The organism is Jejubacter calystegiae, assembly GCF_005671395.1.
GTDB classification, from domain to species: Bacteria; Pseudomonadota; Gammaproteobacteria; order Enterobacterales; family Enterobacteriaceae; genus Jejubacter; species Jejubacter calystegiae.
Genome location: NZ_CP040428.1, coordinates 205254 through 228481, shown reverse-complemented (window position 1 = coordinate 228481; position 23228 = coordinate 205254). Strand labels below are relative to the sequence as shown.

The window sequence follows — 23228 nt, the reverse complement described above, 5'->3', positions numbered from 1 at the left end:
GACGATGGCGGATGCACAACCCTGTAAGTATCTGATTCCCGGACTGGAACGCGGTCTTCAGCTGCTGCTGGCCTTTAGCGAACAGCATCAGGATCTGACCTTTGCCGAACTACACCGGCTGGTGGATATGCCGAAAGCCACCGCCTACCGGGTGGTGCAGACGCTGGAACACATGGGCTTTCTGGAGCGCAACGCTCGCACTAACACCTTCCGCTTAGGGATGAACGTGCTGCGCCTGGGCTTTGAATATATTTCGTCGCTGGATGTGGCTCAGGTGGGACAACCTGTTATCGAGCAGCTACGCGACAGCAGCCAGTGCAGCAGTCACCTGGCGATTCGCGACGGCCGGGATCTTATCTACATCGCCCGGGTCAGCGCCGCCGGAGCGCGCATCAACCAGGTCAGCGTCGGTACCCGGTTGCCGGTGCACTGCACTTCGCTGGGCAGAATGCTGCTGACCGATATTTCACGCGCCGAATTTGAGGCGCTGTTTCCGGACGAGCGCCTGCCGGGTAATACCCCCGGGCAACCCCGGGAGCGCGAGGCGCTGTGGCAGATGGTTCAGGCCGACCGGGCGCGCGGCTTTGTGGTCGGTGAATCTTTTTTCCGGCCGGGCATCTCCTCCATTGTCTACCCCATCTACGATCGCGACGGTCGGGTGGCGGCGGTGATAAGCATTATGGTGCCCTCCGATGAAGTACCAAAAAGCGACAGGGAACGTCTGCAAAATGAAGTCAGACTGGCGGCGGACAAAATTTCCGGCTTTTTAGGGCACCTGTCGCAGGCTTCATAAAATCAATAACTTAGATAAAGGCACTTGATGGTGTCGGGACCCTTTTACGCCCGAATCCGGGCACAGAACGAATAACGAGGCGAATAACCATGAGCGTAACGGGAATTGAAAAGCTGGAATTCGGCGTCGAAGACATGACGCGTAGCGCCACCTTTATGCGTGATTTCGGCCTGCGTGATGACGGTTCACAGCGCCGTTTCACCACGCTGAGCGGTGCCCGGGTTGAACTGTCTCCGCTGGACGACGGCGAACTGCCCCCGGCGTTTGAACAGGGCTCTACGCTGCGCCGTATGACCTGGGGCGTGGCCGACGACCAGGCCCTGGCGGCGCTGCGCCCGAAGCTGAGCGCACAGCCGGGCTTCCGCGAGCTGGACGGTGCGCTGGAGTGTCGCGATCCCAACGGCATGACCCTGCGGGTGCAGGTCACACAGCAGCAGCCGGTGACGCTTGACGTTGACCCCATCAACCAGTGGGGCGATATGCGTCGGGTGGATAAACCCAGCCCGCTCTACGAAAAAGCGGAGCCTATCAACATCGGTCACGTGGTGTTCTTTGTGGACGATCTGGCGGCGGTGGAGCGTTTTTACTGCGACGTGCTGGGCTTTCAGGTTTCCGATCGCTACGTGGATCGCGCCGTGTTTTTGCGCACCCAGGCCCGGGGCGGTCACCACAATCTGTTCCTGTTGCAGTTGCCGCATCGCGGGCGCGGCCTGAATCACGTGGCCTTTACCGTTCGCGATATTCACGAGGTGATAGGTGGTGGGCTGGCGATGAACAAGCAGCAGTGGAGCACCTTTATCGGTCCGGGGCGTCACCCCATCTCTTCGGCCTACTTCTGGTACGTCAACAGCCCCACCGGCGGCGCTTTTGAGTACTACACCAACGAAGATTACCTCACCGAAAACTGGCAGCCGCGTGAGCTGGAACATTCGCTGGTCTCCTTCACTGAATGGGCGGTGGAAGGGGGGATCGACTATGAAACCCGACGCCAGCAGAAAAAGTCGGAGGCGGCATGACGGCGCGCATTGTCATTATCGGCGGCGGTCAGGCTGGTGGCTGGGCGGCAAAGACCCTGCGCGACGGCGGCTGGCAGGGAGAGATCTGCGTGGTGGCCCAGGAAGATCAGGATTTCTACGAGCGTCCGCCGCTTTCTAAGGGGGCGCTGCTGGAAGAGAGCCCGTCTCTGCCGCGGCTGTTTAGCGAAGAGGTGCAACGGCAGCTCGACCTGCGCTGGTATCGCCCGAAGCGCGCCGAAGCCATTCTGCGCGACGAAAAGGCGGTTGTGCTGAACGACGGTGAAAAGCTGCATTACGACCAGTTGCTGATCGCCACCGGCGGGCGGGCCAGAGTGCCGGACGAAACCTGGCGCGCCCATCCGTATGTTTACACCCTGCGCGACTGGGAAGATGCCCGACGCCTGAAGCAGAGACTGGGGCAGTCTCAACGGCTGGCCGTGGTGGGCGGCGGCTGGATAGGGCTGGAGATTGCCGCTTCGGCGCGTAAATCCGGCGTGGCGGTCACGCTGTTCGAACAGCAGCAGGCTCTGTGCCAGCGTTCGGTGTCGCCCCTGGTTTCCGCCGAACTCCAGGCGCTGCATGAAGCGCAGGGCGTGGCGATCCGCTGCGGCTGCGGGCCGCTGGAGCTGAGCGATGACGCGGGACTGCCGGTGATTCACTGTGACGGACGGCGCGAGTCGTTTGACGCCGTGGTGGTTGGGATCGGGGTGGATCTTAACGTCGGGCTGGCGCGGGATGCCGGTCTTGCGGTTGAGCGCGCCATTGTGGTGGATGCTCAGGGGCGCACCAGCGATCCGGCGATTTTTGCCGCAGGCGATGTGGCGCAGCATCCGCGCTTTGGCCTGAGCCCCCAGTCCTGGGCTTTTGCGCAAAACCAGGCCATTGCCGCCGCCAGAGCGATGCTGGATGCCGCAGCGCCAGGTTATGACGAAGAGGTATGGCTGTGGTCGGATCAATATCAGCACAACATTCAGATCCTTGGGATCCCGCAGCCCGACACCCGGACCCTGGTGCGGCGCGACGCGCGCGGTACGCTCTTTTTCTCGCTGGATGCGCAGGGACGGCTGACGCAACTGGTGGCCTTTAATGACCCCCGCACCGTCAAACTCGCCAAACGCTGGATGGCTGCCGGGCGGGATCTGTCGCAGCAACCGCTGACCGATCCTGACTTTTCACTGATGTCCCTGCGTTAAGGGAAAGCCATACCCGCGAGGGGGAGTGCAAGCATGACTACTTTAGAGACAGACACCGCGCCCCGGGCGGCGAGCGGTGAGGGGGAGCGCACGTCCGAAATGCCGGTCCGCTGGTCGATTCCGCTGGCCCTTCTCGCCTGCGTACTGCTGGCCTTTTTCGACAAGATAAGCATAGCGGCGCTGTTTTCCGACGACGGATTCCAGCAGGCCATGGGCATCGGTTTCGATACCACCAAACTCGGTCTGCTGATGACCGCCTTCCTGCTCAGCTATGGCTTTTCATCCATGCTGTTGAGCGGCCTGGGCGATCGCATTGCGCCGGTGCGCCTGCTGACCTGGATGATGGTGAGCTGGTGCGGGCTGATGGCCCTGATGGGTTTTACCCACTCCTATAACGCCATGCTGGTATTGCGCATCCTTCTGGGCATTGCCGAAGGGCCGCTGTTTTCACTGGCCTTCGCGATTATTCGCCACTCGTTCCCGTCTCATTTGCAGGCGCGCGCCACCATGATGTGGCTGCTGGGCACGCCGCTCGGCGCCGCCATCGGTTTTCCGCTGTCTATCTGGCTGCTGAACCACTTCGGCTGGCAGAGCACCTTTTTCACCATGGCGATTCTGACCCTGCCGGTGCTGTTTCTGGTGCGGTTCGGGCTGCGCCACGTACGGATGGAAGCCGGGCAGAACAAGGCGAGCGCTCCCACGCCGGAAGCCCGCAGCGCCGCACGCCGTGAGCTGTTCGCCAGCCCGTATTTCTGGATGGTCTGCATCTTTAACATCGCGTTTATGACCTACCTGTGGGGCATTAACGGCTGGCTGCCGGGCTATCTGATTAAGGGAAAAGGCATTCACCTGGAGCATGCGGGCTGGATGTCGTCGCTGCCCTTTATCGCCATGCTGGTGGGGGAAGTGATCGGCGCCTGGCTGTCGGATCGCGTGGATCGCAGGGCCGCCGCCTGCTTTATCTCGATGGGGGGCGCCGCCATCGGTCTGTGGCTGGTGCTGCATCTGAATACGCCGCTGGCGGTCATTGCCGCCATGAGCTTCAGCACCTTTATGTGGGGTACCGGTGCGCCCAACATCTTCGCGCTGCTGGCTAAGGCGACCCGACCGGCGGTCAGCGCCACGGCGGGCGGTGTGTTTAACGGACTGGGTAACTTCGCCGGCGCGCTGTCCCCGGCGGTGATGGGGGCGCTTATCGCCTTCACCCACAGTATGGACAGCGGTCTGATCTTTCTGGTGGTGATTGCGGTGCTGGGCTGCGCGCTGTTACTGCCGTTACTGAAACGCTATTAAGGAGACGATGATGTCTGAGACCACAACCCTGGCGTCCGGCGCCAAAATGAAGCCGGAAAACCTGAGCATGGAAGAGTGGGTGGAGTCGCGTATCGCCCGTTTCGAAGGGCGTAAATATGACTGGAACGCCCTGAAATTCCAGGCCGATTTCGACCCGAAATACCGCCGCGCCCAGATGCGCTACATCGGCACCGGTGCTACCGGCGTTGCCAGCGACACCAACACGGTGCCCGCCGAACACTTTACCTTTTCCACCATGGTGCTGCCGTCGAAGTGTGAAGGGCCGCTGCATCTGCATGACGACGTGGAAGAGGTGTTCTTTATGCTCAAGGGCACCATCACCCTGATGATTCAGGACGGTGACCAGTATTACGAAACGGTACTGCGCGAGCGTGACCTGATTTCGGTTCCGCCGGGGATTTACCGCGGGTTGCTGAACCACGGCGAGGAAGAAGCGCTGATGTGCGTGATGCTGGGTACGCCGAAGCCGCATATTCCGAGCTATCCGGAAGATCATCCGCTCTCCAAAGTGAAGCGCGATAAAAAATAAGGAGCGGCTTATGACCTGCTGGCGCGAGACGGGGAGCGGTACGGCGCTGACGCTGCTGCACGGCATCAGTTCCGGCAGCCGTTCCTGGTATAAGCAGATGGCGGCGTTGAAGGAGTACCGCCTGCTGGCCTGGGATATGCCGGGTTACGGCGACAGCCCGATGCCTGAAGAGGAAAAACCGATGGCGGCGGACTACGCCGATGCCCTGGCGGTCATGCTGGACAGGGCAGGGGTAGAGAAAACCGTGCTGCTTGGCCACTCGCTGGGGGCGCTGGTCGCCAGCGCCTTCGCTGCCCGCTATCCCGGACGGGTGATGCGCCTGATCCTGGCGGATCCGGCTCAGGGATACGGACAGGCGGCCCCGGAGCAGCGCGAGCAGGTCTGGCGCCGTCGCGAACGGCAGGCGGCGGAGGGGATGGAAAACCTGGCCCGCACCCGGGCGGACAAACTGCTGCGCCCGGGTGCCCGTCCTGAGGATATCGACACCGTGGCGGAGGGTATGCGCCGCCTGCGTCGGGAAGGATTCCTGGCAGCGGCCCGGATGCTGGCCGATGACGATATCCATCGCTGGCTGGGGGATTGCCGCTGTGAGCTGGAAGTGTGGTGTGGCGAACAGGATGCCATTACCCCCCCGGAAAACGCCTGGGGACTGGCCCAGCGCTGGAATGCGCCAGGGGTCGCCATCCCTCAGGCGGGGCATGCCAGCTATCTCGACAATGACAGTTTTTTTAATCAACAGCTTATACGGGTAATGCAAGAGGCGAGCTATGAATGCACAAATTGAGGACCGCGTAGCGGTGGTCACCGGCGGCTCCTCGGGAATCGGCTTTGAGACCCTGCGCCTGCTGCTGGGCGAAGGGGCGAAGGTGGCCTTCTGTGGTCGCGATGACGACCGGCTCGCCAGCGCGCTGGCGGCACTCCAGGGGGAATACCCGGAAGCCGAAATTCTGGCGCAGCGCTGCGATGTATTGCAGGAAGAGCAGGTTAAACAGTTTGCCGCCGCGGTCGCCGAACGTTTTGGCGGCGTGGATATGCTGATCAACAACGCAGGTCAGGGCTTTGTGGCCCATTTTGCCGACACGCCACGTGAAGCCTGGCTGCATGAAGCCGAACTGAAGCTGTTCGGCGTGATTAATCCGCTCCAGGCGTTTCTGCCGTGGCTGGAACGTTCGGATATCGCCTCTGTCACCTGCGTTAATTCGCTGCTGGCCCTGCAACCGGAAGAGCACATGATTGCGACCTCCGCGGCGCGGGCGGCGCTGCTTAATATGACGCTGACGCTCTCGAAGGATCTGGTCGAAAAAGGGATCCGGGTGAATTCGATTCTGCTGGGGATGGTGGAATCCGGGCAGTGGCGACGCCGCTTTGAAAATCGCACCGATAAATCCCAGAGCTGGCCCCAGTGGACAGGCGAGATAGCCCGCAAGCGCGGTATTCCGATGGGGCGGTTGGGTAAACCCCAGGAACCCGCCCAGGCGCTGCTGTTCCTGGCTTCGCCGCTGGCGTCTTTTACTACCGGTGCGGCGCTGGATGTGTCCGGCGGTTTTTGCCGACACCTGTAAGGAGCGCGACCATGAAAAAGGTGATGCTAATCGGTTACGGCGCGATGGCGCAGACGGTGATTGAGCGACTGCCAGAGGGCGTGGAACTGGGCTGGATTGTGGCGCGCGAGCGCCATCATGCCGCTATCCGCGACCGCTTTCACGGGAAGGTGGAAGCGCTGGCTGAGGTGAATGATTGCACGGGCGCCCCGGACCTGGTGCTGGAGTGCGCCAGCCAGCAGGCGGTGGCGCAATATGGCGCGGCGGTGCTGGCCCGGGGCTGGCATCTGGCGGTGATTTCCACCGGCGCGCTGGCGGATGCGGCGCTGGAACAGCGTCTGGCGGCTGCCCGACGCGCAGGCAACGGCAGGCTGACCCTGCTCGCCGGTGCGGTGGCGGGCATTGACGGACTGGAGGCCGCAAAAGAAGGGGGGCTCTACCGGGTGACCTACCGTTCGCGTAAAAGTCCGGCCAGCTGGCGCGGTAGCCACGCGGAAAAGCTGATCGACTTGGATTCGGTCAGCGAAGCGCAGATCTTCTTTGAAGGCAGCGCCCGTGAAGCAGCACAACTGTTCCCGGCCAATGCCAACGTAGCGGCCACCGTGGCACTGGGCGGCGTGGGCATGGATGAAACCCGGGTTCAGCTCATGGTGGATCCGCAAACCACCCGTAACACTCACACCCTGCATGCTGCCGGGGGCTTTGGCGAATTTAGCCTGGAGCTGAGCGGGCTGCCGTTAGCCAGTAATCCCAAAACCTCGACCCTGGCGGCGTTAAGTGCGGTGCGTGCCTGCCGTGAACTGGCGCAACAGTAAGGAGTAACCATGGAATCTCTGGATATTTTTGTTGGCGGAGAGTGGCGCCGCGGTGGTGGCAATTTGATGCACAGCCGCTTCCCGGCGGACGGCTCCGTGAATGCCGAACTTTATGCGGCAGATCTGGCCGATCTGGAAACGGCGGTCGAGCGTGGCGAAGCGGCGTGGCGAGATCCTGCATGGCGCAACAGCCTGCCGCATCAGCGGGCGCGGATCCTCTCGCGGGTGGCTGAGATCATTGAATCACGGGTGGATACGCTGGCAGAACTTCAGACCCGTGATAACGGTAAACCGCTGGCGGAAACCCGCGGCCTGGTCATGAGCGCGGCGGGAACGGCCCGCTACTTTGCGGCAGCCTGCGAACTGCTGGAAGGGGAGTTGCCGACGCCGCGTATTCCCGAGGTGATGACCCTGAGTCACTACGAGCCTCTGGGCGTGGTGGCGGCAATCACCCCCTGGAATTCGCCGATCGCCAGTGAAATGCAGAAGGTGGCACCGGCCATCGCTGCCGGTAATGCGGTTGTCCTGAAACCTGCCGAAGCGACGCCGCTGATGGCGCTGGAGCTGGCCAGGATCTTCGAACAGGCCGGGCTGCCTGCCGGGTTGCTCAGCGTACTGCCGGGGAAAGGATCGATAATCGGCGATGCGCTGGCCCGTCACCCGAAGGTGCGCAAAATCTCGTTTACCGGCGGTACTTCCACCGGGCGTCATCTGGCCCATGTGGCGGCGGAAAAACTGATCTCCACGTCGCTGGAGCTGGGGGGCAAGTCGCCCACCATCGTACTGGAAGATGCCGATATCGAGCAGGCCGCGCGCGGTATCTGCTACGGCATTTTCAGCTCTGGCGGTCAGGCCTGTATCGCAGGCGCTCGCCTTTTTGTTCACAGCAGCGTTTACCAGCCGCTGATGACCCGGCTGCTGGAACTGACCCGCGGTTTGCGGATCGGTCATCCGCTGACGCCGGGCACCCATATCGGGCCACTGATTAGCCCGCAGCATCGCGACAAGGTGATGAGCTACGTTCAGATGGCCCGTGACGAAGGGGGCGAAGTGCTGTGCGGTGGCGAGATCCCGGCCGATCCTCAACTGGCGGCCGGTAACTGGTTCCAGCCCACCATTATTGAAGGGCTGGAGAATACGGCTCAGGTCTGCCAGGAAGAAATTTTTGGGCCGGTGCTGGTGGCGATGGCCTTTGACGACGAGCAGCAATTAATTGCCGAGGCTAATGATTCGGTCTACGGCCTGGCTGCGGGTATCTGGAGCCGGGATACCGGGAGGGCGCTGCGGCTGGCGCAGGCGCTTGAGGCGGGCACTATCTGGATTAATACCTACAAAGTTTTTTCTATTTCCACGCCGTTTGGCGGCTTTAAAGAGAGCGGTTTGGGCCGCGAGAAGGGCATTCAGGGGCTGAAAGCCTGGATGCAGCAAAAGAGCATCTATCTGGCGACCGGTAACGGCGTTAACCACTGGTGCGACTAACAAAAGGGCTGATGATGAGCGAAATGATTACCGTGGGCGAAGCCGTCGCCCGTACCCTCGAACTGTACGGCGTCGATACCCTGTATGGCGTGATCTCTATTCATAATCTGCCGGTGGCCGATGCTATCGGGCAGCGCGGCAATATCCGTTTTGTCCCGTCGCGCGGAGAGGCAGGTGCGGTCACCATGGCCGACGCTCACGGACGTTTTTCCGGCCTGGGTGTCGCGTTAACCAGCACCGGCGCCGGAGCGGGCAATGCGGTGGGGGCGCTTGTAGAGGCCATGAACGCCAGTACGCCGCTGTTGCACCTGACCGGCCAGGTGGAAAAGGCCTGGCTGGATGCCGATACCGGCTTTATTCATGAAACCCGCGACCAGATGGGCTATCTGCGGGCCAGCTCTAAGCGCGCTTACCGGGTATCCAACGCTAATCAGGCGGTGGCTATTGTACAGCGGGCGATTCAGGAGGCTCAGACGCCGCCCTGCGGGCCGGTTTCGGTTGAGATTCCTATCGATATCCAGGGCAGCAAAATTCCGGCGTTGCTGGTAACGCTCCCTGCGGCGCCGCTGAGTGCTCAGGCGCCGGATGCTGAAAGCGTAGAACGTCTGTGGCAGAGCCTGCGTCAGGCAAAGCAGCCGCTGCTGTGGCTGGGGGGCGGCGCGCTGGAATGCGGCGAGGCGGTGGCCCGCCTGGCGGACGCCGGGGTGACGGTGATTTCCAGCACCCACGGACGCGGCATTTTGCCGGACAGCCATCCGCGCAGCCTGAGGGCGTTCCATAACTCGCCGTCGGTGGAAGAATTACTGGCGCAGTGCGATATGACGCTGGTGGTGGGATCGCGGCTGCGCAGCAATGAAACCCGCTCATGGACCCTGAATCTGCCTGAGCCACGGGTTCAGATCGATATCGATCCGGCGGCGGCCAGTCGTAACTATCTGATGGATGAAACCCTGGTGGCGGACAGTGCGCTGCTGCTGACGGCGCTGGCCGAAAAAGCGCAGGGGCGGATATGGGGCGATGCCCGGTGGGATGCGCAGATTCGCGATGCGCTCAGCCAGGCGGTGAAGGGGCTGCGCGATCAGTGCGGCGCCTATGCGGCTCTGAATGACGCCATCGAACAGGCGCTGCCTGCCGACGGTATTCTGGTGCGCGATATTACGGTTTCCGGCAGCCTGTGGGGCAGCCGTCTGTTCCGCGCTAACGGTCCGCTGGGCAATATCCATTCGCTGGCCGGCGCCATCGGCATGGGGTTGCCGATGGCGGTCGGTACCGCGCTGGCCAATCCGCAACGCAAAGTGGTGGGGCTGGTGGGCGATGGTGGCCTGAGCCTGAATCTGGGCGAGATGGCGACTCTGGCGCAGGAGAAGGCTAACGTGACGTTGCTTATCATGAACGATGGCGGCTATGGCGTGATGCGCGGCATCCAGGACAAATACTTCGGCGGCCGTCAGTACTACAACGAACTGCATACCCCGGACTTTACCGCGCTGGCTCAGGCGATGGGGCTTCAGGCCTGGTCCGTGGAACGCGAGCAGGATTTCCAGGCGGTGCTGGCGGAAGCGCTGGCGATGCCGGGGCCTTCGGTGGTGGAGGTGCGTATGGGGGCGATTGGCCCGCTGCGCTTTGCCGGACCGCCGCAGAAAACTTTGTATTGAAGGCCCCTCTCCCCACAGGGGAGAGGGAGAAAAACGGTTCCCAAACGGTCCCCTCTCCCCCCGGGAGAGGGTTAGGGTGAGGGCTGAATATGTCACGCAATGACTGCATTTCGCTTTCCCCTGGCTCCCACCGCTGTCGTACCTTGCTTAATGAAATGGTAAAAAAGTGAACCGTATCGTGTACAGGGTACTTTTTTCGTGTACTTTGTACCCCACAAGGAAGAACGCCAGATGATGGAATTTATCGAGACGTTCATGTTTACCCGGCAGATCAAACATATCGCCACCGATGATGAGCTACTTGACCTGGCAACTGAAAAACGAGGTATAAGATGGATTTTTTTAACGACCTGAAAACGTCCCTGGAAGAGGCGGTGGAGATTAAGAAAGGGGCGCAAGCGCCCGGCCGTGTGACCCGCTATGACATTACGGATGTGAAAGCGATTCGCGAGCAGCTGAATATTTCTCAGAGCGAAATGGCGAAAGCGCTGGGCACCAGCATCGATACCATTAAAAGCTGGGAGTCGAAACGGCGTAATCCGACTGGATTAGCAGCAAAGGTGCTGGCGACCATCCAGTCGGATCCCGCGTTTTTTTATGCCCTTGCGGCGCACTGACGTAGACAGACAACATCCCCGTAAGGAGTCTGCATGAAGCTATGGCCTGTGTTGAGCGGCGTTGCACTGGCGTTAACGCTGGTGGCCTGTCAATCGCCAACGCCGCCGAAGGGTGTAAAACCCATTTCCCGTTTTGATGGCGAACGCTACCTGGGTAAATGGTACGAAATAGCCCGTCTGGAAAACCGTTTCGAGCGGGGGCTGGAGCAGGTGACGGCAACCTATGGTAAGCGCCCCGACGGCGGTCTCAGCGTACTAAATCGGGGTTATGATCCGGTGCAGCGACGCTGGAAGGAGAGCGAAGGTAAAGCGTACTTTACCGGCGATCCTACGACTGCGGCGCTGAAAGTCTCATTTTTTGGACCATTCTATGGCGGCTATAACGTGATTGCGCTGGATGACGACTACCGCTACGCCCTGGTCAGTGGACCGAACCGCGACTACCTGTGGATTCTGGCTCGCACGCCGGAAATTCCGGAACCAATAAAACAGGACTATCTTTCTGTTGCCCGTGGGCTGGACTTCCCGGTTGATAAGCTGGTGTGGGTTAATCAGCGGGCCAGGTAACTCTTCTTCCCGGATTTTCGCCGGGCCGAAGAAACGTTTAAGAGTGGCGACAGGATGCCCGTAGAACCGCGTTTTCCTTACGGGCCGCCCATGCGGCGAACCCCGAACAAATTAGCAGCAGCAGACCGAAGGCGAACGGGCTCCACCATCCGACGGCGTCAAACAGGAAACCACCAATACCCGCACCCAGCGTAATCGCCATCTGAATCACCGCCACCATTAACCCACCGCCCGCTTCGGCATTATCAGGCATTGCACGGCTCAGCCACAGCCCCCAGGCCCTCGCCGCGATAGGATGAGGGCTTAGCGAGTGGGGACTATTTCGCTGGCGGCGTCAGACCGTCGGCGCGCATGCGTTCGCGGATGTGCGCGGCACGCTCTTCGGAGCCCGGGTGATCGTCAAACATTGAGCTGCTGCGACCCTGCTCCATTTTGGCCAGTTTCTCGAAGCTGGTGACCAGCCCGGAAGGGTTGATGCCTCGTTTGCGTAGCAGATCGTAGGAGTAGTCGTCGGCTTCGGACTCCTGGCGTCGTGAGAATTGCGCGTTAACCAACTGCCCGCCCAGCGCGCCCAGTTCCGATTGGGAGAGGCTGCCCAGAATTCCCCCGGCTGAGGCGGCAATCGCTCGCAGGGTATTGGTGCCCATGGCGACCTGAATTCCTTTTTTCACATGGCCGAGCGCTACGTGGCCCATTTCGTGGCCGACAACCGCTTCCACCTCGTTATCGTTCATCATGTCCATCAGCCCGCTGTAGACGCGAATACAGCCGTTGGCCATGGCGAAGGCGTTGACCTCTTTGGACTGATAGACCTTATAGTTGGTCTTCACGCCGTTAATATCGCTCCCCAGGGCGCTGGCAATTTTGTTCAGGCGTTGGCTGTATTCGCTGTTGGCTGGCGCAATAGTCGATTTACTGTCCATTTCAGTACAGGCTTTGTCGCTCAGTTCGATGACCTGTTCATCGCTGACCGGGAACAGATTTAGAATACTGGAATCAGAGGATCCCGAGCCGCCGGAATCAAGAGTCTGGCAGCCACTCAGCAGTGTCGTTGCGGCGACGATACCCAACAGCATCGGACGCATTTTCATGTGTTAACTTCCGTTTTAAAAAGATAATGAAGGGATCTGAAAAGCGGCGACGATGATATCAGGCGCCGACCTGGGGCTGAGTATAAATAAGAACCCCTGTCGTGGGCGAGTCATTGTCCGGTTTTATTGCCCGTTCCGGAGATTTCCTAAGTGGACAAAAGGATGCTCCATGTACATGACCAGCGGCTTGCGGTACATTGTTGATAACATTTTTGTTCAAATCTAAGGCGTAGCCTGTAACCATCCGATCTGGAGTCAAAATGTCTTCTCGTAAAGAGCTTGCCAATGCCATTCGTGCGCTCAGCATGGACGCCGTTCAGAAAGCCAAATCCGGTCACCCGGGTGCCCCTATGGGTATGGCGGATATCGCAGAAGTTCTGTGGCGCGATTACATGAATCACAATCCGACCAACCCGCACTGGGCCGATCGCGACCGCTTTGTGCTCTCGAACGGGCATGGTTCCATGCTGATCTACAGCCTGCTGCACCTCACCGGCTACGATCTGCCGATGTCCGAACTGCAGAACTTCCGTCAGCTGCATTCGAAAACGCCGGGCCACCCGGAAGTCGGTTACACGCCGGGCGTTGAAACCACCACCGGTCCGCTGGGGCAGGGGATTGCCAACGCGGTGGGTATGGCGATTGCCGAAAAAACCATGGCGGCGCAGTTTAACCGTCCGGGCCACGATATTGTCGATCATCATACCTATACCTTCCTGGGCGATGGCTGCATGATGGAAGGGATCTCCCACGAAGTGTGCTCGCTGGCGGGTACCCTGAAGCTGGGCAAACTGGTCGCTTTCTACGACGATAACGGTATCTCCATTGATGGCGAAGTGGATGGCTGGTTTACCGACGATACCGCGAAGCGCTTCGAAGCTTACGGCTGGCACGTGGTTCGTGGCGTTGATGGTCACGACGCTGACGCTATTAAAGCCGCCATTGAAGAAGCGCGTGGCGTCACTGACAAGCCTTCTCTGCTGATGTGCAAAACCATTATCGGTTTTGGCTCGCCGAACAAGGCCGGTTCTCATGACTCCCACGGTGCGCCGCTGGGCGATGCCGAAGTTGCCGCTACCCGCGAAGCGCTTGGCTGGAAGTATGAGCCGTTTGTGATTCCTCAGGATATCTACGCGCAGTGGGACGCCAAAGAGGCGGGCCTTGCGAAAGAGCATGCCTGGAATGAGAAATTTGCCGCCTATGCGAAAGCTTTCCCGCAGGAAGCCGCAGAATTTACCCGCCGTATGAAGGGCGAAATGCCGGCCGACTTTGCGGAAAAAGCGCAGTCTTTCGTCGAGAAACTGCAGGCTGAGCCGGCGAAAATCGCCAGCCGTAAAGCTTCCCAGAACGCTATCGAAGCTTTCGGTCCCTGGCTGCCTGAATTCCTGGGCGGCTCCGCCGACCTGGCGCCGTCTAACCTGACGCTGTGGTCCGGCTCTAAAGCGCTGAATGAAGATCCGGCGGGTAACTATATCCACTACGGCGTGCGTGAATTCGGTATGACCGCTATCGCCAACGGTATCGCGCTGCACGGCGGTTTCCTGCCGTACACCTCTACCTTCCTGATGTTCGTTGAATATGCCCGTAACGCGGTGCGTATGGCGGCACTGATGAAGCAGCGCCACGTGATGGTGTACACCCATGACTCTATCGGTCTGGGCGAAGATGGCCCGACTCACCAGCCGGTTGAGCAGCTCTCTTCCCTGCGTCTGACGCCGAATATGAGCACCTGGCGCCCCTGTGATCAGGTGGAATCTGCCATTGCCTGGAAATATGGCGTTGAGCGTCACGACGGTCCGACCGCGCTGATCCTCTCCCGCCAGAACCTGGCGCAGCAGGAGCGTAGCGCTCAGCAGCTGGCGGACGTTGCTCGCGGCGGTTATGTGCTGAAAGATTGCGCAGGCCAGCCGCAGCTGATTCTGATCGCCACCGGCTCTGAAGTTGAGCTGGCCGTGGCTGCCTGGGATCGCCTGACGGCGGAAGGGGTGCAGGCGCGCGTGGTTTCCATGCCGTCCACCGACGCTTTCGACAAGCAGGATGCCGCTTATCGTGAATCGGTACTGCCGAAAGCCGTTAGCGCTCGTGTGGCTATCGAAGCTGGTATCGCCGACTACTGGTTCAAGTATGTGGGTCTGAACGGCGATATCGTGGGTATGACCACCTTTGGTGAGTCTGCTCCGGCAGAGAAACTGTTCGAAGAGTTTGGCTTCACCGTGGATAACGTGGTTAACAAAGCGAAAGCGCTGCTGTAACCCCATTATCGGGTATTGATGAAAGGCTCCCGGTGGGAGCCTTTTTTCGTTGGCTTCCTTCCAGTGACGTTATTTTGTGACGCACATCAAGTTATTTTCCCGGTACCGCACCCAGGGCGTTCCTTTTAGCGGCCGTTTCGCTTATTCTAGCTGAAGCGTTTCAGTTGTTTCGTTTCAGTAGAAAAAATGCTCGACAAACGACCAAACAGTCACCCTTTGGGCATGCAAAGATTCCTTAAGGCATCACGCTGGATTACTCTGTCAGCCGTTTTGGTGGGAATCTGGCAGGAGAGATATGACCGTACGCATCGCGATTAATGGCTTTGGCCGCATCGGACGCAATGTGGTTCGCGCCCTCTACGAATCCGGGCGCCGCGCGGAGATTGCCGTGGTGGCTATCAACGAACTGGCGGATTCCGCCGGGATGGCGCATCTGCTTAAGTACGATACCAGCCACGGGCGCTTCGGTTGGGACGTTCGTCAGGAGCGTGACCAACTGTGGATTGGCGATGACGTTGTGCGCCTGCTGCATTTGCGCGAACCCGAACGGCTTCCCTGGCGCGATCTGGGTATTGATGTGGTGTTGGACTGCACCGGCGTGTACGGCAGCAGGGCCGATGCCGAATTGCATCTCGCCGCAGGTGCGAAGAAGGTGCTGTTCTCTCATCCCGGAGGGAATGACCTGGACGCTACCGTGGTTTACGGGGTGAATCATCAGGCGCTCAGGGCGGAAGATCGTATGGTGTCCAACGCCTCCTGCACCACCAATTGCATTATCCCGGTGATTAAGCTGCTGGAAGATGCCTGGGGCATTGAGTCCGGAACGGTAACCACGATTCACTCCGCGATGCACGATCAGCAGGTTATCGATGCATATCACCCGGATCTGCGGCGTACCCGGGCGGCCAGCCAGTCTATTATTCCGGTTGATACCCGGCTGGCGGCGGGCATTACCCGTATCTTTCCGCAGTTTTGCGACCGCTTTGAAGCGATAGCGGTCAGGGTGCCAACCATCAACGTAACTGCCATCGATCTGAGCGTTACGCTGCGCCAGGCGGTGACGGTTGAACAGGTTAACCTGTTGCTGCAAAAAGCGGCACAGGGGGTATTTCATGGTATAGTTGACTATACGGAATTACCGTTGGTCTCGACAGATTTTAACCACGATCCGCACAGTGCCATCGTTGATGGCACCCAGACGCGGGTCAGCGGTGGGCACCTGGTCAAAACCCTGGTCTGGTGCGACAACGAATGGGGCTTTGCTAACCGAATGCTCGACACAACGTTAGCGATGGCCGCCACTGGTTTCAGGTAAGGCGCGGTTTGCGCCTGCAAAACTTTAAGAATCAACGAGAGGATTCACCATGTCTGTAATTAAGATGACCGATCTGGATCTGGCTGGTAAACGCGTGCTAATCCGTGCGGATCTGAACGTGCCGGTTAAAGATGGGAAAGTGACAAGCGATGCCCGTATCCGTGCCTCCCTGCCCACCATCGAACTGGCTCTGAAGCAGGGCGCAAAAGTGATGGTCACTTCCCACCTGGGTCGTCCGACCGAAGGCGAGTACAACGAAGAATTCTCTCTGCTGCCGGTAGTTAACTACCTGAAAGACAAGCTCTCTAATCCGGTTCGTCTGGCGAAAGATTACCTGGACGGCGTTGAAATCGACGCTGGCGAACTGGTGGTGCTGGAAAACGTTCGCTTCAACAAGGGCGAAAAGAAAGACGACGAAGCCCTGTCTAAGAAATATGCCGCACTGTGCGACGTGTTCGTGATGGACGCTTTCGGTACTGCGCACCGCGCCCAGGCTTCCACCCACGGTGTGGGCAAGTTCGCCGACGTTGCCTGTGCTGGCCCGCTGCTGGCTGCCGAGCTGGACGCGCTGGGTAAAGCGCTGAAAGAGCCGGCTCGCCCGATGGTTGCCATCGTTGGCGGTTCCAAAGTTTCTACCAAACTGACCGTGCTGGACTCGCTGTCTAAAATCGCTGACCAGCTGATCGTGGGCGGCGGTATCGCTAATACCTTTGTTGCCGCACAGGGCCACAACGTGGGTAAATCCCTGTACGAAGCTGACCTGGTAGATGAAGCCAAACGCCTGCTGGGCACCTGCGATATCCCGGTTCCGACCGACGTACGTGTGGCAACCGAGTTTTCTGAAACTGCGCCTGCAACCCTGAAGTCGGTAACCGACATTAAAGATGATGAGCAGATTCTGGATCTGGGCGATGTTTCCGCTGAAAAACTGGCGGAAATCCTGAAAAACGCTAAAACCATTCTGTGGAATGGCCCGGTTGGCGTATTCGAATTCCCGAACTTCCGCAAAGGCACCGAGATTGTTGCCAACGCTATCGCTGACAGCGAAGGCTTCTCCATCGCAGGCGGCGGCGATACCCTGGCCGCCATCGATCTGTTCGGCATCGCCGATAAGATCTCCTACATCTCCACTGGCGGTGGCGCATTCCTGGAGTTCGTGGAAGGCAAAGTACTGCCGGCAGTCGCCATGCTCGAAGAGCGTGCTAAGCAGTAATGCATCTTCAGGCGGGAAAATCCCGCCTGTTTTTCAATGACATCCAGGCAGATTTCACTCAGGTGAAAGACGACGGATGAAAGGCCGAGAAGATACAGGACAACGTAACATGTCAAAAATTTTTGATTTCGTAAAACCTGGCGTGATCACTGGCGATGACGTACAGAAGGTGTTCCAGGTAGCAAAAGAGAACAATTTTGCTCTGCCGGCAGTTAACTGCGTGGGTACTGACTCTATCAACGCCGTGCTGGAAACCGCTGCGAAAGTAAAATCGCCGGTTATCGTCCAGTTCTCTAACGGCGGTGCGGCTTTTATCGCGGGTAAAGGCGTTAAGACCGACGTTCCTCAGGGCGCGGCCATTATGGGCGCTATCTCTGGCGCGCATCACGTGCACCAGATGGCTGAACACTACGGCGTGCCGGTTATCCTGCACACCGACCACTGCGCCAAGAAACTGCTGCCGTGGATCGATGGCCTGCTGGACGCCGGTGAGAAGCACTTTGCCGCGACCGGTAAACCGCTGTTCTCTTCCCACATGATCGACCTGTCTGAAGAGTCTCTGGAGGAGAACATCGAGATCTGCTCTAAATATCTGCAGCGTATGTCCAAAATGGGCATGACCCTGGAGATCGAACTGGGCTGCACCGGCGGTGAAGAAGATGGCGTGGACAACAGCCATATGGACGAATCCGCGCTGTACACCCAGCCGGAAGACGTGGACTACGCGTACACCAAGCTGAACGCCATCAGCCCGCGTTTCACCATCGCCGCTTCCTTCGGTAACGTACACGGCGTTTACAAGCCGGGTAACGTTAAGCTGACTCCGACCATTCTGCGCGACTCTCAGGACTATGTTTCCAAAAAACATAACCTGCCGCACAACAGCCTGAACTTCGTGTTCCACGGTGGTTCCGGCTCTACTGCTGCTGAGATTGAAGAGTCTGTAGGCTACGGTGTTATCAAAATGAACATCGATACCGACACCCAGTGGGCAACCTGGGAAGGTATTCTGAACTACTACAAAGAAAACGAAGCCTATCTGCAGGGCCAGTTGGGTAACCCGAAAGGCGCAGATCAGCCGAACAAGAAGTACTACGATCCGCGCGTATGGCTGCGTGCCGGCCAGCAGTCCATGGTGACTCGCCTGGAAAAAGCGTTTAAAGAGCTGAACGCTATCGACGTACTCTAAATCAGCGCGTAACGCACTGTTGACAGGGCCTGCTGCAAGCGGGCCCTTTTTTTGTTTTTATTCTCCTCTTGTGGTTGCCTGCTTCTCCCCTGGTATAATCCCCCTCCTTTGCTTACCCTTTAAGGGGATTGCTTCGGCGAAGCGAGTTTAAACCATAACGATATTAAGGATTTATGGATGGAAGACATTAACGTCATTGGCGGCATTGAAAATGCCGGTAACTGGGTCGTGCGCAATCAGGCGCTGCTAATTGGCTACGCGGTTAATATTGCCGCCGCTATCGCTATCATCATCATCGGTATGATCGTGGCCCGCATGGTGTCTAATGCGGTCAATAAAGTCATGCTGTCCCGTAAGATAGACTCCACCGTGGCGGATTTCCTTTCCGCACTGGTACGCTATGGGATTATCGCCTTTACGCTGATCGCCGCCCTGGGGCGGGTTGGGGTACAGACCGCTTCGGTGATTGCAGTACTGGGTGCTGCCGGTCTGGCCGTGGGGCTGGCGCTGCAGGGCTCGCTCTCTAACCTGGCGGCTGGCGTATTGCTGGTTACTTTCCGCCCGTTCCGCACCGGCGAATTCGTCGATATCAGCGGCCAGTCCGGCACCGTGCTGAACGTGCAGATTTTCTCTACTACCATCCGCACCCTGGATGGCAAAATAGTGGTGATTCCAAACGGCAATATTATCAGCGGCAATATCGTGAACTATTCACGCGAGCCGGTACGCCGTAACGAATTTATTATTCAGGTCTCTTACGATGCCGATATTGATGAGGTAAAACGCCTGCTCAATGAGCTTATCCAGGCTGACGATCGCATGCTGAAGGATCATGATATCGTGGTGCGTCTGAATGAACTGAGTGCCTCTTCGGTCAACTTTGTGGTGCGTGCCTGGAGTCGCAGCAGCGAACTGATGCCGGTTTACTGGGATTTCCTGGAAAACGTGAAGCGCACCTTTGATGCCAACGGCATCAGCTTCCCGTATCCGCAGATGGATGTTCATCTGAATCAGGTGAAGCCTGCGGAAAAAGCATAATTTTTATGGCCGGCCAGTGCGCCGGCTTTTTTATCCCCTCCTGTATTAGCCCATCTTATCGTTGATTAAAATTATCCATTTCCTCTAATAATTCTGCGGTATTACACTCTGCCGACAATGATAAAGAGTGGAGTTGTATTGCTATGTTATCCTGGTATTTTCAGGGGCTTATATTAGGTTCAGCCATGATTTTGCCATTGGGACCGCAAAATGCGCTGGTGCTGAACCAGGGCATTCGCCGCCAGTATCACCTGATGGTGGCGACGCTGTGCGCCTTAAGTGACCTGGCGCTGATTGGCGCCGGTATTTTTGGCGGCAGCGCGCTGCTGTCTCAGTCACCCTGGTTGATGGCGCTGGTGACCTGGGGCGGCGTGTCCTTTCTGTTCTGGTACGGATGGGGGGCCTTTAGGGTCGCTATGAGCCCGGATGTGGCACTGACCAGTGAGGAGACTCGCAAGCAGGGAAGAGTGCGGATTATCATCAGTATGCTGGCGGCCACCTGGCTTAATCCTCATGTCTATCTGGATACCTTTGTGGTGTTGGGAAGCCTTGGCAGCCAGCTGGAAGCAGAGCCAAAGCGCTGGTTTGCTATCGGGACTATCAGCGCCTCTTTCCTGTGGTTCTTCGGTCTGGCGCTTATGGCCAGTATGCTGGCTCCCCGGTTGCGTACCGCTTTGGCCCAGCGCATTATTAATGGCGGCGTGGCGCTGGTGATGGTCGTTATCGGCCTGCGTCTGGCAGGCGAAGGCATTGATTTGCTGAAAACGCTGGCAGGCTAACCCCGGCACCGTCGATAAACTACACTAAAGGCCGGATATCGTGATTTTTCAGGCGAAAAGCACTTGCAAGGCAGCAGCGATTTCGGCTGAATGGCAGGCATCATTTGTGGAATGAGGAACGGAGGAATGACAGTGAAGTTTAAAGTATTAGCATTAGCGGCTGTGTTAGGGCTGAGCGGCGTGGCCGCGCAGGCAAACGAGTTGCCGAATGGGCCGCATATCGTCACTTCTGGCACCGCCAGCGTCGATGCCGTTCCCGACATCGCCACCCTGACCATTGAGGTGAGTGTTTCATCGAAAGAGGCCGCTACCGCCAAGAAGCAGGCCGACGATCGCGTTGCCCAGTATCTGGGTTTTCTGCAGAAGAACGGCGTAGAGAAGAAAGATATCAGCTCCGCGAATCTGCGCACTCAGCCGGAATATGATTATCTGAAGGACGGCAAGTCTCAGCTTAAGGGCTATCGCGCCGTACGTTCAGTTGAAGTGACGCTGCGCCAGTTGGATAAGCTGAACGAACTGCTGGACGGCGCGCTGAAGGCCGGCCTTAATGAAATCCGCTCGGTCTCTCTGGGTGTAGCGCATCCGGAAGAGTACAAAGAAAAAGCGCGTAAGGCGGCGATCGACGATGCCTTACGTCAGGCTCGTAGTCTGGCTCAGGGCTTCGACAGCAAGCTGGGGCCGGTCTATAGCGTTCGCTACCACGTGGCTAACTATCGCCCGACGCCGATGGTGCGGATGATGAAAGCCGAAGCGGCGGCGCCGGTATCGGCGCAGGAAACCTACGATCAGCAGACCATTCAGTTTGACGATCAGGTGGATGTGGTATTCCAGTTGCAGCCGCAGGGTGGGGCGCAGCAGCAGCAGTAACTTCCCCCTCGCCCTGACCCTCTCCCCGGTGGGGAGAGGGGACTAAAACCCGGCTTCAACCTGGATAGGTGGTAAGCGAGTTAATCCTGGCGCAGTACCTTATGGCCGAATGCCACCAGAGCATCGGTCACTTTACGCATCATCCGGCTTTCCGGCGCGAAGCGGTGCCAGTAGAGCATCCGGCGCTGATACAGACCCGGGGTCAGGTCAATCAGTTCGCCACTTTCCAGCTCCCTCTCAATCTGAAGATGCGGAATCATACAGCAGGTGGTGCCCTGACGCGCCAGCTGAACGAAGGCTTCTGATGAGTTCACGATATGGCAGGGTACGCTGCCCGGCGGCAGATCGAAATTTTGCTGCAGGAAGGCCTGATGCATATCGTCCAGGTGATCGAAAGCCACTGCGGGCGCCTTAAGCAGCGCAGTGCGGGTGACGCCGTTGGGAAAATAGCGTTCGGCAAACGCCTTTGAACCGACGAACAGATAGTCCAGCGCGCCCAGTTTATCCACCAGGCAGCTCGGCAGCGCCTGGGATTGAATACTGACTGCGCCGACCACTTCACCGCGGCGCAGGCGCTCCTGAGTGCGGGTTTCGTCTTCGACCTGAAGATTCAGACGAATAGGGGAGTCGGCCAGCACTTCCGAAAGCGCAGGCAGCAGCCAGGTCGCCAGACTGTCGGCGTTCACCGCCAGCGAAAGCAGCAGCGGCGTGGAGCCGGATTCATCTCCCAGCCACTCCTCTTCCAGTAGCTCCACCTGACGCAGCAGCGCCAGTAGCTTTTGCCCCTGTTCGGTAGGGCGCGGCGGAACGGTTCGTACCAGAAGCGGTTGCCCGAACATATTCTCCAGCTGCTTGATGCGCTGTGACACCGCAGACTGGGTGATGCACAGCTTCTGCGCGGCGCGCTCAAAACCCCGCTCGCGTATGACTGCATCCAGTGCCTGTAATGTTCTGTAGTCCGGGCGTTTCATTGTTGTGTTGTACTCCTGTTTTTATCGTGCCCAGCACTATGACACAATTTCGGTCTTGATCCAGTACTGGATCGCCGTCGGGCTGCCCACTTTTGTGTCGTCATGCACTATAATGCCGACATCTTTCACGAACAGGCATAACCATCATGACGCAGGATGAACTGAAAAAAGCGGTCGGCTGGGCCGCTCTCCAGTACGTACAACCGGGAACTATTGTGGGCGTTGGTACCGGCTCCACCGCCGCTCATTTTATCGATGCGCTGGGTACCATGAAGCACCAGATTGAAGGCGCGGTATCAAGTTCAGACGCCTCAACGGAAAAGCTTAAAGGACTGGGTATTCCGGTGTTCGATCTCAACGATGTGGACTCCCTGGGGATCTACGTGGATGGCGCGGATGAGATTAACGACCAGATGCAGATGATCAAGGGCGGTGGCGCTGCGCTGACGCGCGAAAAGATCATCGCCTCCGTGGCGCGGAAGTTTATCTGTATCGCAGATAGTTCCAAGCAGGTGCCGATTCTGGGTAACTTTCCGCTGCCGGTAGAGGTTATTCCTATGGCTCGCAGCTGCGTGGCGCGTCAATTGGTGAGGCTGGGGGGGCGCCCGGAATACCGTCAGGGCGTGATGACCGATAACGGCAATGTGATTCTTGATGTGCATGGCCTGGAAATTTTGGACCCTGTGGCGCTGGAAGATGCGATTAACGCCATTCCCGGCGTAGTGACCGTAGGACTGTTTGCGCGTCGTGGCGCCGATGTGGCATTGATCGGTCGCGAAGATGGCGTAAAAACAATCGTAAAATAAACGCCGCTTTTTGTCTGAGCCGGGGCAGATGATGCTCCGGTTTGCCAGAAATTTTTTACATCGCTTTTTTAGTGACATATGTCACATCTTTTTCCCATCTCCCGCATTTGTTCTGTAACATTTATATCACACAACGTTTTGTTCTGCTTTTGCATCATCATGACTTTTCTTAAATAAAGACCACGCAA

23 protein-coding genes and 1 pseudogene are annotated in these 23228 nt (G+C 58.4%); 21 read left to right on the top strand and 3 right to left on the bottom strand.

Translation table 11 applies throughout. The features are described 5' to 3' along the window. Positions 1–4 precede the first annotated feature (4 nt). The 13 genes and pseudogenes from FEM41_RS00975 (at position 5) to blc (ending at position 11519) form a co-directional block, all read left to right on the top strand. Positions 5–793 carry an IclR family transcriptional regulator gene (locus FEM41_RS00975; protein WP_138093495.1) on the top strand — a complete coding sequence of 263 codons (789 nt, stop codon included), beginning with the start codon at positions 5–7 and terminating at the stop codon, positions 791–793. An 89-nt stretch (positions 794–882) separates the two neighbouring features. Continuing rightward, the gene (locus FEM41_RS00970; protein ID WP_138093492.1) at positions 883–1809 is read left to right on the top strand and encodes a VOC family protein; all 927 of its coding nucleotides are present in this window, start codon (positions 883–885) and stop codon (positions 1807–1809) included. Further along, positions 1806–3002 carry an NAD(P)/FAD-dependent oxidoreductase gene (locus FEM41_RS00965; protein ID WP_138093489.1) on the top strand — a complete coding sequence of 399 codons (1197 nt, stop codon included), beginning with the start codon at positions 1806–1808 and terminating at the stop codon, positions 3000–3002. Before FEM41_RS00970 ends, FEM41_RS00965 begins: the two co-directional genes overlap by 4 nt. 33 nt (positions 3003–3035) lie before the next feature. Then, positions 3036–4295 (top strand): MFS transporter, encoded by a 1260-nt coding sequence (locus FEM41_RS00960; protein WP_138093486.1) that lies wholly within the window; start codon positions 3036–3038, stop codon positions 4293–4295. Between the two features lie 46 nt (positions 4296–4341). Continuing rightward, positions 4342–4845 (top strand): cupin domain-containing protein, encoded by a 504-nt coding sequence (locus FEM41_RS00955; RefSeq protein ID WP_421805384.1) that lies wholly within the window; start codon positions 4342–4344, stop codon positions 4843–4845. A gap of 10 nt (positions 4846–4855) precedes the next feature. Beyond that, positions 4856–5629, top strand: a complete 774-nt coding sequence (locus tag FEM41_RS00950; protein WP_138093480.1) for an alpha/beta fold hydrolase — start codon at positions 4856–4858, stop codon at positions 5627–5629. Next, positions 5613–6407 (top strand): SDR family oxidoreductase, encoded by a 795-nt coding sequence (locus FEM41_RS00945; protein ID WP_138093477.1) that lies wholly within the window; start codon positions 5613–5615, stop codon positions 6405–6407. Before FEM41_RS00950 ends, FEM41_RS00945 begins: the two co-directional genes overlap by 17 nt. Before the next feature lie 11 nt (positions 6408–6418). Further along, a complete protein-coding gene (locus FEM41_RS00940) occupies positions 6419–7201 on the top strand; it encodes an aspartate dehydrogenase (protein ID WP_138093474.1) in 783 nt (260 codons plus the stop codon). A 9-nt stretch (positions 7202–7210) separates the two neighbouring features. Beyond that, on the top strand, positions 7211–8680 hold the full coding sequence (locus FEM41_RS00935; RefSeq protein WP_138093471.1) for an aldehyde dehydrogenase: 1470 nt from the start codon (positions 7211–7213) through the stop codon (positions 8678–8680). 14 nt (positions 8681–8694) lie between these two features. Then, positions 8695–10335, top strand: coding sequence for a thiamine pyrophosphate-binding protein (locus FEM41_RS00930; protein WP_138099072.1), 1641 nt, complete (start codon positions 8695–8697; stop codon positions 10333–10335). A gap of 231 nt (positions 10336–10566) precedes the next feature. Beyond that, positions 10567–10653 (top strand): annotated as a pseudogene (locus FEM41_RS25120) (type II toxin-antitoxin system RelE/ParE family toxin); the annotation flags it as partial. Between the two features lie 14 nt (positions 10654–10667). Continuing rightward, the gene (nadS, locus tag FEM41_RS00925) at positions 10668–10952 is read left to right on the top strand and encodes a NadS family protein (protein ID WP_138093468.1); all 285 of its coding nucleotides are present in this window, start codon (positions 10668–10670) and stop codon (positions 10950–10952) included. A gap of 33 nt (positions 10953–10985) precedes the next feature. Then, positions 10986–11519 carry an outer membrane lipoprotein Blc gene (blc, locus tag FEM41_RS00920; protein WP_138093465.1) on the top strand — a complete coding sequence of 178 codons (534 nt, stop codon included), beginning with the start codon at positions 10986–10988 and terminating at the stop codon, positions 11517–11519. 37 nt (positions 11520–11556) lie between these two features. Here blc and FEM41_RS00915 read toward each other — a convergent pair whose 3' ends face one another. Together FEM41_RS00915 and loiP are read right to left on the bottom strand one after the other, a co-directional pair. After that, complete coding sequence (locus FEM41_RS00915) at positions 11557–11772, bottom strand: MFS transporter (RefSeq protein WP_206665544.1); 216 nt, start codon at positions 11770–11772, stop codon at positions 11557–11559. A 64-nt stretch (positions 11773–11836) separates the two neighbouring features. Then, complete coding sequence (gene loiP, locus FEM41_RS00910) at positions 11837–12610, bottom strand: metalloprotease LoiP (protein WP_138093462.1); 774 nt, start codon at positions 12608–12610, stop codon at positions 11837–11839. A gap of 260 nt (positions 12611–12870) precedes the next feature. On the opposite strand from loiP, the gene tkt reads away from it, so the two are divergent. From tkt to FEM41_RS00875, 7 genes are all read left to right on the top strand, one after another. Further along, positions 12871–14862: a transketolase gene (gene tkt / locus FEM41_RS00905; protein ID WP_138093459.1), complete on the top strand. Its 1992-nt coding sequence runs from the start codon at positions 12871–12873 to the stop codon at positions 14860–14862. 295 nt (positions 14863–15157) lie between these two features. Then, a complete protein-coding gene (epd, locus tag FEM41_RS00900) occupies positions 15158–16177 on the top strand; it encodes an erythrose-4-phosphate dehydrogenase (protein ID WP_138093456.1) in 1020 nt (339 codons plus the stop codon). 49 nt (positions 16178–16226) lie between these two features. Further along, entirely contained in the window at positions 16227–17390 is a 1164-nt protein-coding gene (gene pgk, locus FEM41_RS00895; RefSeq protein ID WP_138093453.1) for a phosphoglycerate kinase, read from the top strand. A gap of 109 nt (positions 17391–17499) precedes the next feature. Then, positions 17500–18579 carry a class II fructose-bisphosphate aldolase gene (gene fbaA, locus FEM41_RS00890; protein WP_138093450.1) on the top strand — a complete coding sequence of 360 codons (1080 nt, stop codon included), beginning with the start codon at positions 17500–17502 and terminating at the stop codon, positions 18577–18579. A 177-nt stretch (positions 18580–18756) separates the two neighbouring features. After that, positions 18757–19617 carry a small-conductance mechanosensitive channel MscS gene (mscS, locus tag FEM41_RS00885; protein ID WP_138093447.1) on the top strand — a complete coding sequence of 287 codons (861 nt, stop codon included), beginning with the start codon at positions 18757–18759 and terminating at the stop codon, positions 19615–19617. 143 nt (positions 19618–19760) lie between these two features. Further along, a complete protein-coding gene (argO, locus tag FEM41_RS00880) occupies positions 19761–20396 on the top strand; it encodes an arginine exporter ArgO (protein WP_138093444.1) in 636 nt (211 codons plus the stop codon). Between the two features lie 132 nt (positions 20397–20528). Then, positions 20529–21263, top strand: a complete 735-nt coding sequence (locus FEM41_RS00875) for an oxidative stress defense protein (protein ID WP_138099071.1) — start codon at positions 20529–20531, stop codon at positions 21261–21263. 80 nt (positions 21264–21343) lie between these two features. Here FEM41_RS00875 and argP read toward each other — a convergent pair whose 3' ends face one another. Then, positions 21344–22234 carry a DNA-binding transcriptional regulator ArgP gene (gene argP, locus FEM41_RS00870; protein ID WP_138093441.1) on the bottom strand — a complete coding sequence of 297 codons (891 nt, stop codon included), beginning with the start codon at positions 22232–22234 and terminating at the stop codon, positions 21344–21346. Between the two features lie 146 nt (positions 22235–22380). Between argP and rpiA the strand changes: the two genes are divergently transcribed. Beyond that, positions 22381–23040 (top strand): ribose-5-phosphate isomerase RpiA, encoded by a 660-nt coding sequence (gene rpiA / locus FEM41_RS00865; protein ID WP_138093438.1) that lies wholly within the window; start codon positions 22381–22383, stop codon positions 23038–23040. Positions 23041–23228: the final 188 nt, after the last annotated feature.

Excerpts from the sequence above, each read along its gene's own strand:
- FEM41_RS00975 (WP_138093495.1), top strand. The coding sequence starts at position 5 with ATGGCGGATGCACAACCCTGTAAGTATCTGATTCCCGGACTGGAACGC.
- FEM41_RS00970 (WP_138093492.1), top strand. The coding sequence starts at position 883 with ATGAGCGTAACGGGAATTGAAAAGCTGGAATTCGGCGTCGAAGACATG.
- FEM41_RS00965 (WP_138093489.1), top strand. The coding sequence starts at position 1,806 with ATGACGGCGCGCATTGTCATTATCGGCGGCGGTCAGGCTGGTGGCTGG.
- FEM41_RS00960 (WP_138093486.1), top strand. The coding sequence starts at position 3,036 with ATGACTACTTTAGAGACAGACACCGCGCCCCGGGCGGCGAGCGGTGAG.
- FEM41_RS00955 (WP_421805384.1), top strand. The coding sequence starts at position 4,342 with ATGAAGCCGGAAAACCTGAGCATGGAAGAGTGGGTGGAGTCGCGTATC.
- FEM41_RS00950 (WP_138093480.1), top strand. The coding sequence starts at position 4,856 with ATGACCTGCTGGCGCGAGACGGGGAGCGGTACGGCGCTGACGCTGCTG.
- FEM41_RS00945 (WP_138093477.1), top strand. The coding sequence starts at position 5,613 with ATGAATGCACAAATTGAGGACCGCGTAGCGGTGGTCACCGGCGGCTCC.
- FEM41_RS00940 (WP_138093474.1), top strand. The coding sequence starts at position 6,419 with ATGAAAAAGGTGATGCTAATCGGTTACGGCGCGATGGCGCAGACGGTG.
- FEM41_RS00935 (WP_138093471.1), top strand. The coding sequence starts at position 7,211 with ATGGAATCTCTGGATATTTTTGTTGGCGGAGAGTGGCGCCGCGGTGGT.
- FEM41_RS00930 (WP_138099072.1), top strand. The coding sequence starts at position 8,695 with ATGAGCGAAATGATTACCGTGGGCGAAGCCGTCGCCCGTACCCTCGAA.
- nadS (WP_138093468.1), top strand. The coding sequence starts at position 10,668 with ATGGATTTTTTTAACGACCTGAAAACGTCCCTGGAAGAGGCGGTGGAG.
- blc (WP_138093465.1), top strand. The coding sequence starts at position 10,986 with ATGAAGCTATGGCCTGTGTTGAGCGGCGTTGCACTGGCGTTAACGCTG.
- FEM41_RS00915 (WP_206665544.1), bottom strand. The coding sequence starts at position 11,772 with ATGCCTGATAATGCCGAAGCGGGCGGTGGGTTAATGGTGGCGGTGATT.
- loiP (WP_138093462.1), bottom strand. The coding sequence starts at position 12,610 with ATGAAAATGCGTCCGATGCTGTTGGGTATCGTCGCCGCAACGACACTG.
- tkt (WP_138093459.1), top strand. The coding sequence starts at position 12,871 with ATGTCTTCTCGTAAAGAGCTTGCCAATGCCATTCGTGCGCTCAGCATG.
- epd (WP_138093456.1), top strand. The coding sequence starts at position 15,158 with ATGACCGTACGCATCGCGATTAATGGCTTTGGCCGCATCGGACGCAAT.
- pgk (WP_138093453.1), top strand. The coding sequence starts at position 16,227 with ATGTCTGTAATTAAGATGACCGATCTGGATCTGGCTGGTAAACGCGTG.
- fbaA (WP_138093450.1), top strand. The coding sequence starts at position 17,500 with ATGTCAAAAATTTTTGATTTCGTAAAACCTGGCGTGATCACTGGCGAT.
- mscS (WP_138093447.1), top strand. The coding sequence starts at position 18,757 with ATGGAAGACATTAACGTCATTGGCGGCATTGAAAATGCCGGTAACTGG.
- argO (WP_138093444.1), top strand. The coding sequence starts at position 19,761 with ATGTTATCCTGGTATTTTCAGGGGCTTATATTAGGTTCAGCCATGATT.
- argP (WP_138093441.1), bottom strand. The coding sequence starts at position 22,234 with ATGAAACGCCCGGACTACAGAACATTACAGGCACTGGATGCAGTCATA.
- rpiA (WP_138093438.1), top strand. The coding sequence starts at position 22,381 with ATGACGCAGGATGAACTGAAAAAAGCGGTCGGCTGGGCCGCTCTCCAG.